The organism is Domibacillus sp. DTU_2020_1001157_1_SI_ALB_TIR_016 (genome assembly GCF_032341995.1).
Lineage (GTDB): Bacteria > Bacillota > Bacilli > Bacillales > Domibacillaceae > Domibacillus > Domibacillus indicus_A.
Map to the genome: position 1 here is coordinate 2,221,723 of NZ_CP135439.1, position 15,763 is coordinate 2,237,485.

Annotated in this window: 15 protein-coding genes; all 15 read right to left on the reverse strand. The window is 45.8% G+C overall.

The window, feature by feature from the left end; genetic code table 11:
* Nucleotides 1–68: 68 nt before the first annotated feature.
* Nucleotides 69–1,736 (reverse strand): ribonuclease J, encoded by a 1,668-nt coding sequence (locus tag RRU94_RS19355; RefSeq protein ID WP_251270197.1) that lies wholly within the window; start codon nucleotides 1,734–1,736, stop codon nucleotides 69–71.
* 143 nt (nucleotides 1,737–1,879) lie between these two features.
* The gene (gene dapA, locus RRU94_RS19360; RefSeq protein ID WP_315692490.1) at nucleotides 1,880–2,746 is read right to left on the reverse strand and encodes a 4-hydroxy-tetrahydrodipicolinate synthase; all 867 of its coding nucleotides are present in this window, start codon (nucleotides 2,744–2,746) and stop codon (nucleotides 1,880–1,882) included.
* A 42-nt stretch (nucleotides 2,747–2,788) separates the two neighbouring features.
* A complete protein-coding gene (gene dapG, locus RRU94_RS19365; protein WP_315692491.1) occupies nucleotides 2,789–3,997 on the reverse strand; it encodes an aspartate kinase in 1,209 nt (402 codons plus the stop codon).
* A 40-nt stretch (nucleotides 3,998–4,037) separates the two neighbouring features.
* The gene (asd, locus tag RRU94_RS19370; RefSeq protein WP_251270200.1) at nucleotides 4,038–5,090 is read right to left on the reverse strand and encodes an aspartate-semialdehyde dehydrogenase; all 1,053 of its coding nucleotides are present in this window, start codon (nucleotides 5,088–5,090) and stop codon (nucleotides 4,038–4,040) included.
* 173 nt (nucleotides 5,091–5,263) lie between these two features.
* A complete protein-coding gene (locus RRU94_RS19375; RefSeq protein WP_315692493.1) occupies nucleotides 5,264–5,869 on the reverse strand; it encodes a dipicolinate synthase subunit B in 606 nt (201 codons plus the stop codon).
* Between the two features lie 3 nt (nucleotides 5,870–5,872).
* Nucleotides 5,873–6,745, reverse strand: coding sequence for a dipicolinate synthase subunit DpsA (dpsA, locus tag RRU94_RS19380; protein ID WP_315692494.1), 873 nt, complete (start codon nucleotides 6,743–6,745; stop codon nucleotides 5,873–5,875).
* Between the two features lie 106 nt (nucleotides 6,746–6,851).
* On the reverse strand, nucleotides 6,852–8,093 hold the full coding sequence (locus tag RRU94_RS19385; protein WP_315696050.1) for a M16 family metallopeptidase: 1,242 nt from the start codon (nucleotides 8,091–8,093) through the stop codon (nucleotides 6,852–6,854).
* 133 nt (nucleotides 8,094–8,226) lie between these two features.
* Nucleotides 8,227–10,353, reverse strand: a complete 2,127-nt coding sequence (pnp, locus tag RRU94_RS19390) for a polyribonucleotide nucleotidyltransferase (RefSeq protein WP_251270203.1) — start codon at nucleotides 10,351–10,353, stop codon at nucleotides 8,227–8,229.
* A gap of 77 nt (nucleotides 10,354–10,430) precedes the next feature.
* Nucleotides 10,431–10,700, reverse strand: a complete 270-nt coding sequence (gene rpsO / locus RRU94_RS19395) for a 30S ribosomal protein S15 (RefSeq protein WP_242234468.1) — start codon at nucleotides 10,698–10,700, stop codon at nucleotides 10,431–10,433.
* Between the two features lie 109 nt (nucleotides 10,701–10,809).
* Entirely contained in the window at nucleotides 10,810–11,772 is a 963-nt protein-coding gene (gene ribF / locus RRU94_RS19400; RefSeq protein WP_315692495.1) for a bifunctional riboflavin kinase/FAD synthetase, read from the reverse strand.
* Between the two features lie 22 nt (nucleotides 11,773–11,794).
* Entirely contained in the window at nucleotides 11,795–12,688 is an 894-nt protein-coding gene (gene truB / locus RRU94_RS19405; RefSeq protein ID WP_315692496.1) for a tRNA pseudouridine(55) synthase TruB, read from the reverse strand.
* An 85-nt stretch (nucleotides 12,689–12,773) separates the two neighbouring features.
* Nucleotides 12,774–13,124, reverse strand: a complete 351-nt coding sequence (gene rbfA / locus RRU94_RS19410; protein WP_046175015.1) for a 30S ribosome-binding factor RbfA — start codon at nucleotides 13,122–13,124, stop codon at nucleotides 12,774–12,776.
* 24 nt (nucleotides 13,125–13,148) lie between these two features.
* Complete coding sequence (gene infB, locus RRU94_RS19415) at nucleotides 13,149–15,128, reverse strand: translation initiation factor IF-2 (protein WP_315692497.1); 1,980 nt, start codon at nucleotides 15,126–15,128, stop codon at nucleotides 13,149–13,151.
* 37 nt (nucleotides 15,129–15,165) lie between these two features.
* Nucleotides 15,166–15,474, reverse strand: coding sequence for a YlxQ family RNA-binding protein (locus tag RRU94_RS19420; RefSeq protein WP_242234465.1), 309 nt, complete (start codon nucleotides 15,472–15,474; stop codon nucleotides 15,166–15,168).
* A gap of 1 nt (nucleotide 15,475) precedes the next feature.
* Nucleotides 15,476–15,751 (reverse strand): RNase P modulator RnpM, encoded by a 276-nt coding sequence (gene rnpM, locus RRU94_RS19425; RefSeq protein ID WP_242234464.1) that lies wholly within the window; start codon nucleotides 15,749–15,751, stop codon nucleotides 15,476–15,478.
* Nucleotides 15,752–15,763: the final 12 nt, after the last annotated feature.

Below are 15,763 nucleotides of genomic sequence, written 5' to 3' on the forward strand. Positions count from 1 at the left end.
TGAAAGCAGCCGGTTTCGGCTGCTTTCACATTATATCATATGATCGACACATGAGAACATATGAGCGTTTATACTTCCATGATAATCGGCAGGATCATTGGACGCCGCTTTGTTTTTTCATGTAAGAATGAGTTTAATTGATCACGAATATCCTGCTTAATACCAGACCATTCAAATGTTTCACCCGCAAGATTTTTCTCGACAATACCTGTCACAAGCTTTACGGAATCATCGATCAGCTTTTCTGACTCGCGTACATACACAAAACCGCGTGAGATAATTTCCGGTCCGGCAACAATTCTTTTTTGTTTTTTGCTTAACGTAATCACAACCGTGAAAATGCCATCCTGTGACAACAGCTTTCGGTCACGAAGAACGATATTGCCTACATCTCCCACACCAATTCCGTCAATCAGGACATTGCCGGCGGTTACACGACCGGCCGGACGCATCTTTCCATTTTTAAATTCAATGACGTCGCCTTTTTCCGGGATGTACGTATTCTCTTCCGGCACGCCAGTCACTAGTGCCAGATTTTTATGCGCTTTAAGCATACGGTATTCCCCTTGAATCGGAATGAAATACGTCGGCTTCATTAAATTAAGCATAAACTTTAAGTCTTCTTGAGATCCGTGTCCGGAAACGTGCACACGGCGGCTGCCTGTTAACACATTTGCGCCGGCACGGTAAAGAAGGTTGACTGTTTTGGCCATCAGCAGCTCTAAGCCTGGAGATGGAGATGCAGTAATCAGCACCGTATCGCCTTCTTTAATTTTCACATGACGGTTTGTTCCCTTCGCCATTTTCTGAAGCGCCTCAATTGGCTCACCCTGTACGCCTGTTGCGAGGATCACCACTTCATGATCAGCATGCTTGCTAATTTCATTTAAGCTGATTAAAATATCATCTTCAACCTGCAAATAGCCAAGCCGGATGGCAATATCATTTACACGCTGAATGCTTTTTCCGCTCACCGCTACCTTGCGGCCATTTTCATATGCAGCATCAAATACCTGCTGCATACGAATTAAGTTAGACGCAAAAAGTGAAACGATAATCCGGCCTTCAGCTGAATGAAACGCATCCGAAAGCTGAGAGGCAATGACTGCCTCAGAAGTTGTATGACCCGGACGTTCAGCTTCTGTAGAGTCAGAAAGCAAAGCGAAAACACCATTTTTACCAAGCGCTGCCATTTTGCCGATATCCGGTGCGTAGTGGCCTTTTGCACTTTGGTCAAATTTAAATTCACCTGTGTGTACGATGGCGCCTTCGGATGTGTGGATGGCGACGCCGACAGAATCCGGAATGCTGTGTGTTGTCCGGAAAAAAGTCACGTCCGCATGATCAAAACGCAATTTCGATTCGGAATGCACCGTGTAAAACTTAACATCTTCTTTTACATTCTCTTCACGCAGGCGCATCTTGGCAAGCGCCAGCGTTAATTTGGTTCCATATACAGGTGCCTGTACTTTTTTAAGTACATACCCGAGCGAGCCGATCGCATCTTCATGACCGTGCGTCAGGAAAATACCTTTTACTCGCTCCTTGTTTTCTTCCAGATATGTAATGTCCGGAATGACAATGTCGATTCCAAGCATTTCATTCTCAGGAAACATAAGGCCGGTGTCGATCACGAAAATATCCTGATCCACTTCTACGACTGTCATATTTTTCCCGACTTCCCCGACTCCGCCCAGCGGGATAATCTTAATTAATTCATTTGTTCTCTTGCTCACATTATTTCCTCCTAAACATTTAAAAGACCCGATCCAAACATTACGTCTATTATAAGCGATGAAGAAAATGAAAGCCAATACTATCTGCCAGGAAATAAGAAAAGCCGGTTTTTGCAGAAGTTCTGCAAAAACCGGCTTTATTTTTAAAGCAGTGTCGACAGGGTTGTTCGCTCCTCTTCTGTTAAAGGAAGAAGCGGCAGACGAACACCGCCCACATCGAGACCTTTCATTTGAAGAGCCGTTTTGACCGGCACCGGGTTTGGTGCAGCAAACAATCCGCGGAAAAGCGGAAGAAGAGTTTGATGAATGGAAGCTGCTGTTTGAACATCTCCACTTAAATAAGCATTCACCATTTGCTTCATTTCTTTTCCAGCCACGTGAGATGCGACAGAAATGATTCCTGTGCCTCCTACCGAAAGAACCGGCAGTGTCAGCCCGTCATCACCGCTGTATACAAGAAAATCATCTCCAGTATTTGCGACGATTTCTGTGATGATATCCAGGCTGCCGCTCGCTTCTTTCGTTGACATGATATTTGATACTTCATTCGCAAGACGGATCGTTGTTTTTGGCTCAATTAAAACAGAAGAACGGCCCGGAATGTTATAGATCATAACGGGAAGATGAGTAGATTCCGCTACTGTTTTAAAGTGCTGAAACAACCCTTCCTGGTTCGGTTTATTATAATAAGGAGCCACGAGCATAATGGCGTCAACGCCTTCTGCCTCCGCTTTTTTCGTTAATTCAATGGACGCTTTTGTATTGTTGCTTCCCGTACCGGCAACGACCGGAATACGGCCATTGACTACTTTAACGGTATGGCGGAAAAGCGCCACTTTTTCCTCAGTTGTAAGTGTTGGTGATTCACCGGTTGTTCCCGCTACGACAAGCGAATCGGTTCCGGTTCCGATTAAATGTTCAATCAGCTGTGTGGTTTTTTCGAAATCAATGTTTCCTTTTGAGTCAAACGGCGTCACCATTGCCGTCGACAACCGGCCGAAAGAAATCATGTGCAATCGCCTCCTAATTCCGGCTTCCTCAATCAATTCAGCCTATTCATTTATTTGTTCAAGTAAAAATGCATCATGCAGAGCATTAACAGCAGCCGGCATCTGGTCTTCTTTCACTAACACCCAGATCGTCGTATGACTGTCTGCGGACTGCATAATAGAGATACCTTTTGCAGCGAGCGCTGAAACAATTTTCGATGTAACTCCCGGTACGCCTGTCATGCCAGCGCCTACAACTGACACTTTCGCACAATCAGGGTCGAGAAGCGGGGTATATCCATTTTCTTCTAAACGCTGCTTTGCTTTTGGCGCATTCGCATCCACAACCGTGTACGTGACACGATCTTCAGAAATGTTGATAAAATCAACACTGATGCCTTCTGATGCCATCAATGCAAAAATCTCCGCCTGCTCTGTCGTTTGTATCCGAATGCGTGTGATGCCTGTTACGTGGGCAACCCCCGTCACAAGCCGGTCACGTGTATCAGAGCCGCGGTTTTCATCCGGAGAAGAAGTAACAAGGGTACCTGTTTCCTCCGAATACGTAGACCGTATACGAAGGGGCACCTTCGCCTGCATGGCAATTTCCACAGCCCGCGGATGAATGACTTTCGCACCTTGATAAGCCATGTTACATACTTCTGTATAAGTTACAACAGACAATGGCCGAGCATTTTTGGCAATTCTCGGATCGGCTGTCATAATTCCGTTTACATCTGTAAAAATGTCGATAAAATCGGCCTGCAATGCTGCACCGAGCGCTGCTGCAGACGTATCGCTGCCGCCGCGTCCAAGAGTTGTAATTTCACCTGTGCTTGTCGCACCTTGAAAGCCTGCTACGACAACGACGTCGCACGCTTCAAATTCTTTCAGCAGCCTTGACGGCTCGATTTTGACAATTTTCGCATCCGTATGGTTATGGTCCGTTAAAAAGCCGGCTTGAGCGCCCGTAAGCGCAACAGACGACAGCCCGTTTTCTTTCAGCATCGCTGAAAAAACAAGACTGGAAATAAGTTCTCCGGTTGACATGAGCAGGTCTGTTTCCCGCTTTGTCAACACCCCTGTCCCGCTTCCTGCAAGCGAAAGAAGCGTATCCGTCGCATACGGATCGCCTTTTCGCCCCATCGCAGAAACTACGACAACTACTTTATATCCTTCACGTACCGCGCGCTGTACATGACTAAGAGCGCTCAGCCGTGACTGTTCATCACGGACAGATGTCCCGCCAAACTTTTGAATGATGATGTTCACATTATACACCTGGCTTTCTCAATTAGGAGTGGCAGCCGGCTTATTTTTCTGTTACAAGGCCCATTTCAATTAACGTCTCAGCAATCTGAACAGAATTCCAAGCTGCTCCCTTTAACAGATTATCAGAAACAACCCACATATGGAAACCGTTATCTGTATCAAGATCTTTACGAATCCGTCCAACAAAAGTATCATTTTTGCCTACGCAGTCTGCCGGCATTGGATAAAGCTGTTCAGAAGGATTATCCTGCAGCACAACACCTGGAGCGTCTTTTAGCAAAGCCTGGATATCCGCTGCGCTCAAGCCGCCTTTTTCCGTTTCAAAATAAAGAGATTCTGAGTGGCCCGTTGCAATTGGCAGGCGGACACACGTTGCGGCAACCGGCAGGTCTTCCATATGCATAATTTTCTTTGTTTCATTAATCATTTTCATTTCTTCATATGTGAAGCCGTTATCTTGGAATTTATCAATTTGCGGAATGGCGTTGAATGCAATTTGATAATGTTTTTTGTCGCTGCCGACTGGTAAAATCTTCGGCTCAAACGATTCATTGTTTACGATCGCTTTTGTCTGGCTGTAAAGCTCTTCAACTGCTTTTGCTCCCGCACCTGATACAGCCTGGTACGTAGAAACGATTACTTTTTTCAAGCCTGCTGCCTGGCGAATCGGCTCAAGCGCTACAAGCATTTGAATCGTTGAGCAGTTCGGGTTGGCAATGATGCCGTTATGGTTACGCAAATCTTCTTTGTTGACTTCCGGCACGACAAGCGGCACATCCGGATGCATGCGGAAAGCACTTGTATTATCGATCACGATCGCACCGCGTTTTGCCGCTTCCGGAGCCAATGCTTCTGATACGCTGCCTCCTGCGGAAAACAGAGCGATATCGATTCCTTCAAAGCTCTCTGGCTTTGCTTCTTGAACTGTTACTTCTTCGCCTCTAAAAGAAACGGTTTTTCCCGCTGAACGGGCGGATGAAAGAAGCGTCAATGTCTTAATCGGGAAATTGCGCTCTTCCAATGTTTTTAGCATTTGCTGTCCGACCGCTCCCGTCGCTCCAACGACGGCTACGTGAAAACCTGTGTTACTCATTCAAATCTTCCCCTTCCGGTAATAAAAGTTCATCTTTTTGTATAAAGATACATTGTCGAATTATCATGAATGTTGAAAAAAGTATCTTGATACTGATAATAGCACTATTTTAACACATTAAAGGACGATGGAAAGAAGAAAATCAATGGGAAATAAAAAAAGCGGTGATTTCTTTAAACGGTTGAAGACGGATATTCTTTCAACAGCGGCTGAATTTGTTTATGGGAAAGGGCTTCTGAAACCGTTGCGGGAATCAAATCCATAAACGCCACTAAAGAATTTGGTTTTTTAATGGGATCGTCCTGACCAAAAGGAACAAAATAAATATTTTTCATATTTAAGAGCTTTACAATATTTTGGCTGTTTAACCCAAGCGCATCGTTTGTTGAGACAGCGACTACCACAGGGCTTCCATTTCGCAGTGTAGCCTTGGCAGCCATTAAGACGGGAGAGTCTGTAGCAGCGTTGGCAAATTTACTGATGGAGTTTCCGGTCATAGGCGCGATTACCATGCAATCCACTGGATTTTTTGGTCCCAGCGGTTCAGCATCTTGAATGGTTGTAATCGCTTTTTGGCCTGCTACCTCTTCTACTTTCTTCAGCCACTCTCCTGCCGAACCGAACCGGCTTGCTTCTTTTTGTACTGTATTCGTTGCCACCGGCACTACCTCGGCTCCCAGTTCTCTTAACTTCGCCACGACCGGCACTATTTCTTCAAATGTACAATGTGATCCTGTGATCCCGAACCCAATCCGACGCCCTTTTAACGATAGGTCCACTTCTTACAATCCCCTTTCTTCTTTCCATTCTTTTACAGCATCCCATAAAACATGAGCCAGTATTTCCCCAGCTGTTTTTGGCGCTACTTTGCCCGGCAGGCCGAGAGCATGAATGGCTTCTATTCCTGCTTTTTGGGCAGCTTCGAAATCCGTTCCTCCCGGTTCAGAGGCGAGGTCAATCACCAGAGAGCCCGGCTTCATTTGCTCTAATATTTCTTTTGTTAAAACCATATCCGGCACTGTATTGATCACAATGTCGGCTCGTTTAATTTCTTCTTTCATGCTTTCCATATAAAAAGGATACAGGCTCATTTCTTTTGCTCTAGCAAACTTCCCTGTTTCCCGCACCGCTGCCGTTACATGAGCACCGGCCTGATAGAACAGCCGGGCCGTTGTAATACCGACGCGGCCAAGCCCGATTACCATCACATTGGCCCCGTGAATGGTATGATCCGTTTTTTGCATGGCGATCATCAGGGTTCCTTCAGCTGTCGGAATAGAGTTAAGCACCGCTGCGTCTTCCCGGTCGAAAATATACAGAATGTCACGGTCTACTATGCTTTTTAGGGCTGGTGTTTCAATGCCGCTTACGATAATGCAATTGGGTGACAGAGACTCGGCAATTTCTTTTGTCATGAAAAGCGGGTTTGATGAAAACGGGGCATCCACTACCCCTCCTTTTTTCACGCCCGAAACCGGCAATATAAACAAGTCCATCAGCTGATAGGACACGTCTTCCGGTTTCAGAACCTGTGCGCCTGAGAGTTCCTTCTTTGCCTGATCAAATCCAGCCATGTACACATGGATGCCGCGTTCCATTAACAGGCGGCCCATCTCAATCTGTCTGGCATCTCCGCCATAAATCAATGCTTTCACCTAAATCTCCTCCAATTGCGGCGTATTCTTTTTATTGTATGAACCGCCATTTTTCCCTGTGCGTTCTGTTTTGTTCCAAAAAAAAGAATCCACTCTTTGAGCGGATTCAAATTTGGGCTGTTTTCGGCCATTTGCCATCCGGGCTGATCAGCGCGGCTGAGAATGGTTTATTAAACAATTCTGCTGCCAGTGCGTCCACCCGGTCTTTTTTTACGTTATCAATTAGTGAGACGACTTCATCAAGCGTACGGTGGCGCTTAAGAAGCAGCTCGTTTTTTCCATTACGGCTCATACGGCTGTTTGTGCTCTCCAGACTAAGCATTAAGCTGCCTTTAAGCTGTTCCTTACTGTTTTGAAGCTCTTTTGGTGTAATTCCTTCCTTTTTAACAAGGTCGATGGACTTCATAATGGTCGCATATAATTCTTCCAGCTGTTCGGCTCCTGTTCCACCATAAAATGTGATCAGACCCGTATCTTTATAAGAAGAATGGTACGAGTACACAGAATACGCAAGACCCCGTTCTTCACGAACTTCCTGGAAAAGACGGCTAGACATGCTTCCACCGATAATATTATTGAGTACGATTAAATTGTAAATGTCTTTGTCTCCGATTGGGACACCTTCATATCCAAAGCATAAATGCGCTTGCTCTGTTTCTTTCGAGCGTGCTTTTTTCTCATGGTAAAAGTGAGAAACAGCCTCCATGGCCGGCGCTTTGCCGCCTTCGTACTCTCCAAAAAGAGCTTCTGCTTTTTTCACGAGCTCTTCTGTAATATTGCCTGCGATCGAAATGACTACCCGATCCGGTGTATACATGTTGTACATGTATTCTTTGAGCGTGTCACGTGTGAAAGCAGCCAATGTTTCTTCTGTCCCCAAAATCGGAAGGCCAAGCGGATGGTTACCGTAAGCGGCGCTGCTAAGCAAATCATGAACGATATCGTCCGGCGCGTCTTCATACATTTTAATTTCCTCTAAAATAACATTGCGCTCTTTTTCAAGCTCTTCTGTATCAAATTTAGAATGGAAAAACATATCTGCCAGCACATTTAAAGCGTGCTCTGCATGATTATCAAGCACCTTTGCATAGTAGCACGTGTATTCTTTTGACGTAAAAGCATTTACTTGACCGCCGATGCTGTCAAAGCTTTCTGCTATTTCTTTTGCACTTAATGTATCTGTTCCTTTAAAGAACATATGTTCAAGAAAATGGGACACACCGTTTAGTTCTGGTGACTCGTCACGGGATCCTGTTGCAATCCATATGCCAATTGCAGCGGACCGAACCGTGGTCATTTCTTCTGTTACGATGGTCACGCCATTCTTGCATGTAAATCGTTTTATCAACGTAATCATATCCCCCTAGTTTCTGTTCATCTTGTTGACCACATCACAATATCAATGAATAACAATATCATACTTCGCTTCCAAAAGCTATAAAAAAAAGCAGAGACTTCATACGAAGTCCCTGCCTTTAATGTTATTGCTGCTGTTTAGCTGCTTCTTCTTTTTCACGCTGTTCTTTTAAAACAGCTTTTCTAGACACATTTACGCGCCCTTGATTATCAATAGCAATTACTTTTACAAGGATTTCATCGCCTATTTTCAATACATCTTCTACCTTGCCAACCCGCTCTTCAGCAAGCTCGGAAATGTGCACAAGACCGTCTTTGCCTTTGAACAGCTCAACAAAAGCGCCGAATTTCTCAATACGCTTTACTTTCCCCATGTAAAGCTCGCCGACTTGTACTTCACGTACAATGTCTTCGATAATTTTCTTCGCCCGTTCATTGTCTTCCTGGTTCACCGATGAAATAAAGACGGTTCCGTCTTGTTCAATATCGATTTTTACGCCAGTTTCTTCAATAATTTTATTGATTTGTTTGCCGCTCGGCCCAATAACATCACGGATTTTATCCGGATTGATGGTCATGGTCATAATTTTCGGCGCGTAAGCCGACAATTCATTGCGCGGCGTATCAATTACAGACAGCATATGCTCTAAAATATGCATTCTTCCTTCTTTTGCCTGCTGAAGCGCTTCTTCTAAAATCTCACGGCTTAATCCATCGATTTTAATATCCATTTGAAGAGCGGTCACGCCTTTTGCTGTACCTGCTACTTTAAAGTCCATATCACCAAGGTGGTCTTCCATGCCTTGAATATCAGACAACACTGTATAATGCTCGCCAGACTTAACAAGACCCATTGCAATACCAGCGACAGGCGCTTTAATTGGTACACCTGCATCCATCATCGCCATTGTGCTTGCACAAATACTCGCTTGAGATGAAGATCCGTTCGATTCAAGCACCTCTGATACAAGGCGAATCGTATACGGGAAGTCTTTTTCATCAGGGATAATCGGATAAAGAGCACGCTCTCCAAGAGCACCATGCCCAATTTCCCGGCGGCCCGGTGCACGAAGCGGACGTGTTTCCCCTACGCTGAACGAAGGGAAATTGTAATGGTGCATAAACCGTTTTGATTCTTCCGTTCCAAGACCGTCCAAAATTTGCACATCACCTAAAGCACCAAGCGTAGCTACACTCAGTACCTGTGTTTGTCCACGGGTAAACATAGCGGAGCCATGTGTACGTGGAAGTAATGTGGTTTCGGAAGAAAGCGGACGAATTTCGTCGATCTTCCGGCCGTCTGGACGAATTTTTTCAACGGTAATCAAACGGCGCACTTCTTCTTTAACGAGTTTTTCGAGAATAGCGGAGGCTTCAGCCAGCACTTGTTCTTCTTCGCCTTCCGAAAGAAGCGCTTCTTTCACAGCATTTTTCACTTCTGTGATCGCTTCCTCGCGCGCATGCTTTTCAGGTGTTTGAATCGCCTGCTTCATATCCGCTTCACACATTGCACGAATTTTGGCTTCCAGCACTTTGTCGTTTTCATAAAGAACAACTTCACGCTTTTCTTTTCCGCATGCAGCGACAATTTCTTCCTGGAAAGCGATTAAGCGCTTGATTTCTTCGTGGCCAAACATAATCGCTTCAAGCATCACTTCTTCTGGTACTTCGTCTGCTCCCGCTTCAACCATGTTGATTGCTTCTTTAGTGCCAGCGACCGACAAATCAATATCACTTTTTTCCTGCTGCTCCACTGTCGGGTTGATCACGAAAGAACCGTCTACACGGCCGACGTTTACCCCGGCAATTGGACCTTCGAATGGAATATCTGATACTGACAGCGCCAGTGAGGAACCGAACATTGCAGCCATTTCAGGTGAGCAGTCCTGGTCTACACTCATGACCATGCTGATCACTTGAACTTCATTACGGAATCCATCGGCAAAAAGCGGACGAATTGGGCGGTCAATTAACCGGCTTGCCAGTGTCGCTTTTTCACTCGGACGGCCTTCTCTTTTAATAAATCCGCCTGGAATTTTACCTGCGGCATAAAGACGCTCTTCGTAGTTTACTGTTAACGGAAAGAAATCCACTGCTTTCGCTTCCTTAGAAGCTGTTGCAGTACTAAGTACGACCGTATCGCCGTAGCGAATTAGCGCTGAACCATTGGCCTGCTTCGCGATTTGTCCTATTTCAACCGTTAATTCGCGTCCTGCCCAGTCGATGGAAAATGTTCTTTTTCCCTGCTCCATTTGGTTGCACCTCTCTTTATTTAAAAAAACGTTTTTTTCCTAACAAAAAAGCGGGAAAAATCCCGCTTTATCGTGAATTATCGGCGCAAACCGAGCTTTTGGATCAACTCGCGGTAACGTGCTACATCCTTGTTACGAAGGTATGAAAGCAGGTTACGACGGCGGCCGACCATTTTTAGAAGACCGCGACGTGAATGGTGGTCTTTTTTATGTGTACGTAAGTGATCATTCAACGTGTTGATTTGTTCAGTTAATACAGCGATTTGAACTTCTGGAGACCCAGTGTCGCTTTCGTGTGTTCTGTACTCCTGAATTAGTTCGTTTTTGCGTTCTTGTGTTAATGCCATTTGTAATTCCTCCTTTAAATTGATTCATCCCCGTCAGCCGAGCATGCGTTGGAGATTCGCAATGCCAAGCAGCGGTTCAAAATGTCAAGCACTTCTTATTATAAGAAATTTATGCTTCTTCGTCAAGACGTTTGCTGTCGAAGAAATGCACAGCTGCTTTTTTATCCCGTTCAATTTGTGCAGCCAGCTCTTCAATACCGCTAAACTTCTGCTCCCCGCGCAGCCGAATAAACCAGTCCACTTCCACTTCTTCTCCGTAAATATCCCCCGTATACTGAAAAATATGCACTTCGATTGATAAAACCGGCTTGTCCGGACTTTTAAATGTCGGACGGAACCCAACATTGCACACCCCTTCATGCCATTCATTTTTCACACGGATTTTTACGGCGTATACACCGGTGCGCGGCAGGAAATAATCATCATCGGGTTCGATATTCGCGGTGGGAAAACCCATTTTCCGGCCGCGTTTATCACCGTGAATAACCGTCCCGTGCATCCGGTAAGGGCGGCCGAGTAAATCGGACGCATCGCGTACAAGTCCTTCCGAAAGCAGCTCTCTTATTTTGGTCGAACTTACTTTTTCCTCCCCAAATTCAAGCTTATCAACAGATGTAAAAGCAAATGCCCCGCGTGAATGAAACAGTAATGTTTCCATCGTTCCTTTTCCAAGACGGCCGTATGTATAATCAAAACCGGCCGTCACGTGCTGAACATTTAAACCAATGATATACTGGTCTACAAACTGCTGTGGTTCAAGGGCTGCAAAATCAGACGTAAATCGGACCACGAACAAATAGTCAATACCGAGATCAGCGATCAAACGCTTTTTTTCCTCAAGAGGAGTAATATAGCGGATATGCTGATGCTTTCTGCCAAGAACAACAGACGGATGAGGATCAAATGTCATTACGGCACTTTTCCAGCCGTGCTTATCCGCCGTTTTTTTAGCGGCAGAGATTACCTGTTGATGCCCTTTATGTACCCCGTCAAAAAAACCAAGCGCAAGCGCCATCGGTTCGAATTCTTCTTTTTTATGGCTGTGCGGGTGGCGCAGCATAATAACATCCATACATTTCACACCTGTCTCTCTGTCATTGTGGCATCACTTTAACCGGCTTGATCAGCCCTGTTTTTTCCGGATGAACCTGGTAGATGGCCAATAGTTCCCCGTTTAAATAAACAGCTGCTTCGGACTCCCCAGCCGGCCACTGGGCAGGCTTCGACAAAACAGCCCCATTCTTTACCTTTACTGCTACTGTATCATTTACGATCCACTTCGGCAAATGAGAAACCGCTGTTTCAACCGGCTTTAAGACATCCTCTGGAGCCCGTTCTGCCAGCACAGACAGCGTGACGCAGTCGTCTTCACCGAAGCCTCCTGAATGAGTACGTACCAGGCGTGACATATGCGCCGGGTAGCCGAGCTTTTCGCCAATCATTACAGCCAAAGTTCGAATATAGGTCCCTTTCCCGCAAGAAACGCGAATGGAAAAGCGGACTTTTTCATTTTCCTGTTCGATCGGGCTGATTCGCTCAATGCTGTAAATAGAGACGATCCGTGACGGGCGCTCTACCGTTTGTCCGGCCCGTGCATATTCATATAAACGCCTGCCGTTCACTTTTACAGCCGAGTACATAGGTGGTGTTTGCTCAATTTCACCAGTGAGGCTTTGGAGCACACTTCCAAGCTCGGCATCCGTAATAGCCCGGTCAATCGGCCTTGACTCCACCACTGCTCCAGACGCATCCTCCGTTTCTGTTGAAAAGCCAATGGTTACTTCTGCCTCATAGATTTTTCCACTGTCGGTAATATATTCAGCGAGCCTCGTTGCTGTCCCGATACAAAGAGGAAGCACGCCTTCTACATCGGGATCGAGTGTACCCGTATGGCCTACTTTTTTCGTACGAAGAATTTTACGGGCTTTAAATACACAATCATGTGATGTCATTCCTTTTTCTTTCCATAGCGGCAAAATGCCATTCATATTTCAAGCCTCCTTTTGCTGTCAAAAAAAAGCGCCTGATCAAGCAGCCGACATTCCTGCTGCTTCTCAAGGCGCTCTTTTTGTATTACGACGGGTCCGAGTCTCTTAATTCCCGCAGCAGCGTATCGATTTTGTTTCCGTACGCAACTGATTCATCAAACTCAAACATAAGCTCCGGGGTTTTGCGAAGACGGATTCGAGTTCCAAGTTCAGAACGGATAAATCCTTTTGCTTTCGCTAATGCCTTCAGTGTACCCTCCCGCTCTTCTTCACCGCCAAGCACCGTAATATAAACGGTTGCCTGCTGCAGATCTCCGGTAACCTCTACATCCGTTACGGTTAGAAATCCAATACGGGGATCTTTAACTTTCCGGCTTAAAATTTCCGTCAGTTCTTTTTTCATTTGTTCCGCCACACGATTAGAACGCATTGACATACTTCTCACTCCTTGGGACGAAGGTTACTTACGTTCGATTTCCTGTTCGATAAACGCTTCAATAATATCGCCTTCTTTGACATCATTAAAGCCACGAATGGTAATCCCGCACTCATAGCCCTGCGCGACTTCTTTTGCATCATCTTTGAAGCGTTTCAGCGCATCGACTTCTCCTTCGAAAATAACGATGCCGTCGCGAATCAAGCGGACGCCTGAATCACGTGTGATTTTCCCTTCTGTTACATAGCTTCCCGCAATTGTACCGATTTTAGACACTTTGAATGTCTGGCGTACTTCCGCTTGTCCGATAATTTTTTCTTCAAATTCCGGATCAAGCATTCCTTTCATCGCAGCCTCGATTTCTTCGATGACTTTGTAGATAATACGATGCAGGCGTACTTCTACTTCTTCCGCTTCCGCCGTGCGTTTTGCATTCACATCCGGACGCACATTGAATCCAATAACGATGGCATTTGAAGCAGAAGCCAAAATAATATCTGATTCTGTAATCGCACCGGCACCGGTATGGATGATTTTTACGTTTACGCCTTCTACTTCAATTTTTTGAAGAGCAGCCGCTACCGCTTCAACCGATCCTTGTACATCGGCTTTTAAAACGATGTTTAAATCTTTCATTTCCCCTTGTTTCATATGTTCAAACAGGTTATCAAGGCTGACTTTTGTTTTCTCGCTCCGCTGTGCCAAAAGAGCATCCTGCGCACGGGATTCCCCGATTTGACGTGCTGTTTTCTCGTCTTCGAATACGACGAATCGATCACCCGCAAGCGGCACTTCATTCAATCCGGTAATTTCAACCGGGGTAGACGGGCCAGCTGTTTTAACACGGCGGCCAATGTCGTTTACCATGGCGCGGACACGGCCAAATGTGTTTCCAACAACAATCGGGTCACCGACATTTAACGTACCGTTTTGAACAAGCAATGTTGCTACAGAACCGCGGCCTTTATCCAGCTCGGCTTCAATAACTGTACCCATTGCTTTTCGTTTTGGATCTGCTTTTAATTCTTCTACTTCTGCAACAAGAAGAATCATCTCGAGCAATGTATCAATACCTTCGCCGTGTTTTGCTGAAAGCGGAACGAAGATGGTATCGCCGCCCCATGCTTCAGGAACAAGTCCATGCTCTGTTAATTCCTGCATCACACGATCCGGATTTGCAGCCGGCTTATCAATTTTGTTTACAGCAACGATAATCGGCACTTCTGCTGCTTTTGCGTGGTTGATGGCTTCAACGGTTTGTGGCATAACACCGTCATCGGCTGCCACTACAAGAATGGTAATATCGGTTACTTTCGCACCACGTGCACGCATTGTTGTAAACGCAGCGTGTCCTGGTGTGTCAAGGAATGTAATCTTTTTGCCGTTTGCTTCAGCTTGGTAGGCACCGATATGCTGCGTAATACCACCAGCTTCGCCTTCTGTTACTTTGGTGTTACGGATAGAATCCAAAAGTGTCGTTTTCCCGTGGTCAACGTGACCCATAATGGTTACAACAGCCGGACGTTCAACCGCAGTTTCCTGAGAATCTTCTTCTTCAAAATATGTTTCAAGGTCCGCTTTATCGATTAAAATTTCTTCTTCTACCTCTACGTTAAACTCGCCTGCCACAAGTTCAATAGCATCTTTATCAAGCTCCTGATTGATCGTTGCCATTACGCCGAGCATAAACAATTTTTTAATGACATCAGATGGTTCAACGTTCATTTTCTTGGCAAGCTCGCCCACTGTTAAAGAACCGGAGAAAACAATTTTTTCCGGAATTTCTTTCTTTTTCACTGGAATTGGCTGTTTCGGTGCTCCTTTACGCTGTCCACCGGAACGGCCTTTTCCGCGTGGCCCGCCGTTAATGCCGCGGGAACCCGGTTTTGAACCGCCCTGCTTTTGCTGGCCTGGTCTAGAACCTGTTGGCTTCGGCTTTGCCGGTCCACGGTTTCCCGCCGGTTTATTCGTAGTTGATTGTTGATTATTCGGTTTATTATTCAAATTCAAACAGCCTCCTTGTCATGACAGATCGCTTCTGTCACTCCTCCTCGATAAGCGTTTTAAGCTTTTTAGCAAAACCGGTGTCCGTTACCGCCACAACGACACGCGCTTCTTTGCCAATGGCCTGTCCGAGTACTTCGCGATTTTCTACGCGGCGCACCGGCACTTTGTAAAAAGCTGCTTTATCCGTTATTTTCTTTTCTGTGTTGCGGGATGCATCTTTCGATAAAAGAACCAGTTTTGCATTCCCGCGCTGTATTTCTTTTACGGTCAGTTCTTCACCGGTAATCAGCTTGCCGGCCCGGTTGGCAAGACCGAGAAACGAAGCCCATGGATGTACGGCCATCTCAGTCGTTGCCTTTCGCCACAAGCTCAAATAATTCCTCATAAATAGATGGCGGCACTTCCGCACTCAGCTGCCGTGCCAGCACATTTTTCTTTTGAGCCGCTTCCACCGCTTCTTTCGTCCGGGAAACATAAGTGCCCCGTCCCGATTTTTTGCCGGTTGGGTCAACGGACACTTCGCCTTCCTTCGACCGGACAATGCGAATCATTTCTTTTTTAGGTTTCATTTCTCCTGTTGCCGCACACTTTCTAAGCGGCACTTTTTTAGGCATTGGCATTGCAGTACGCCT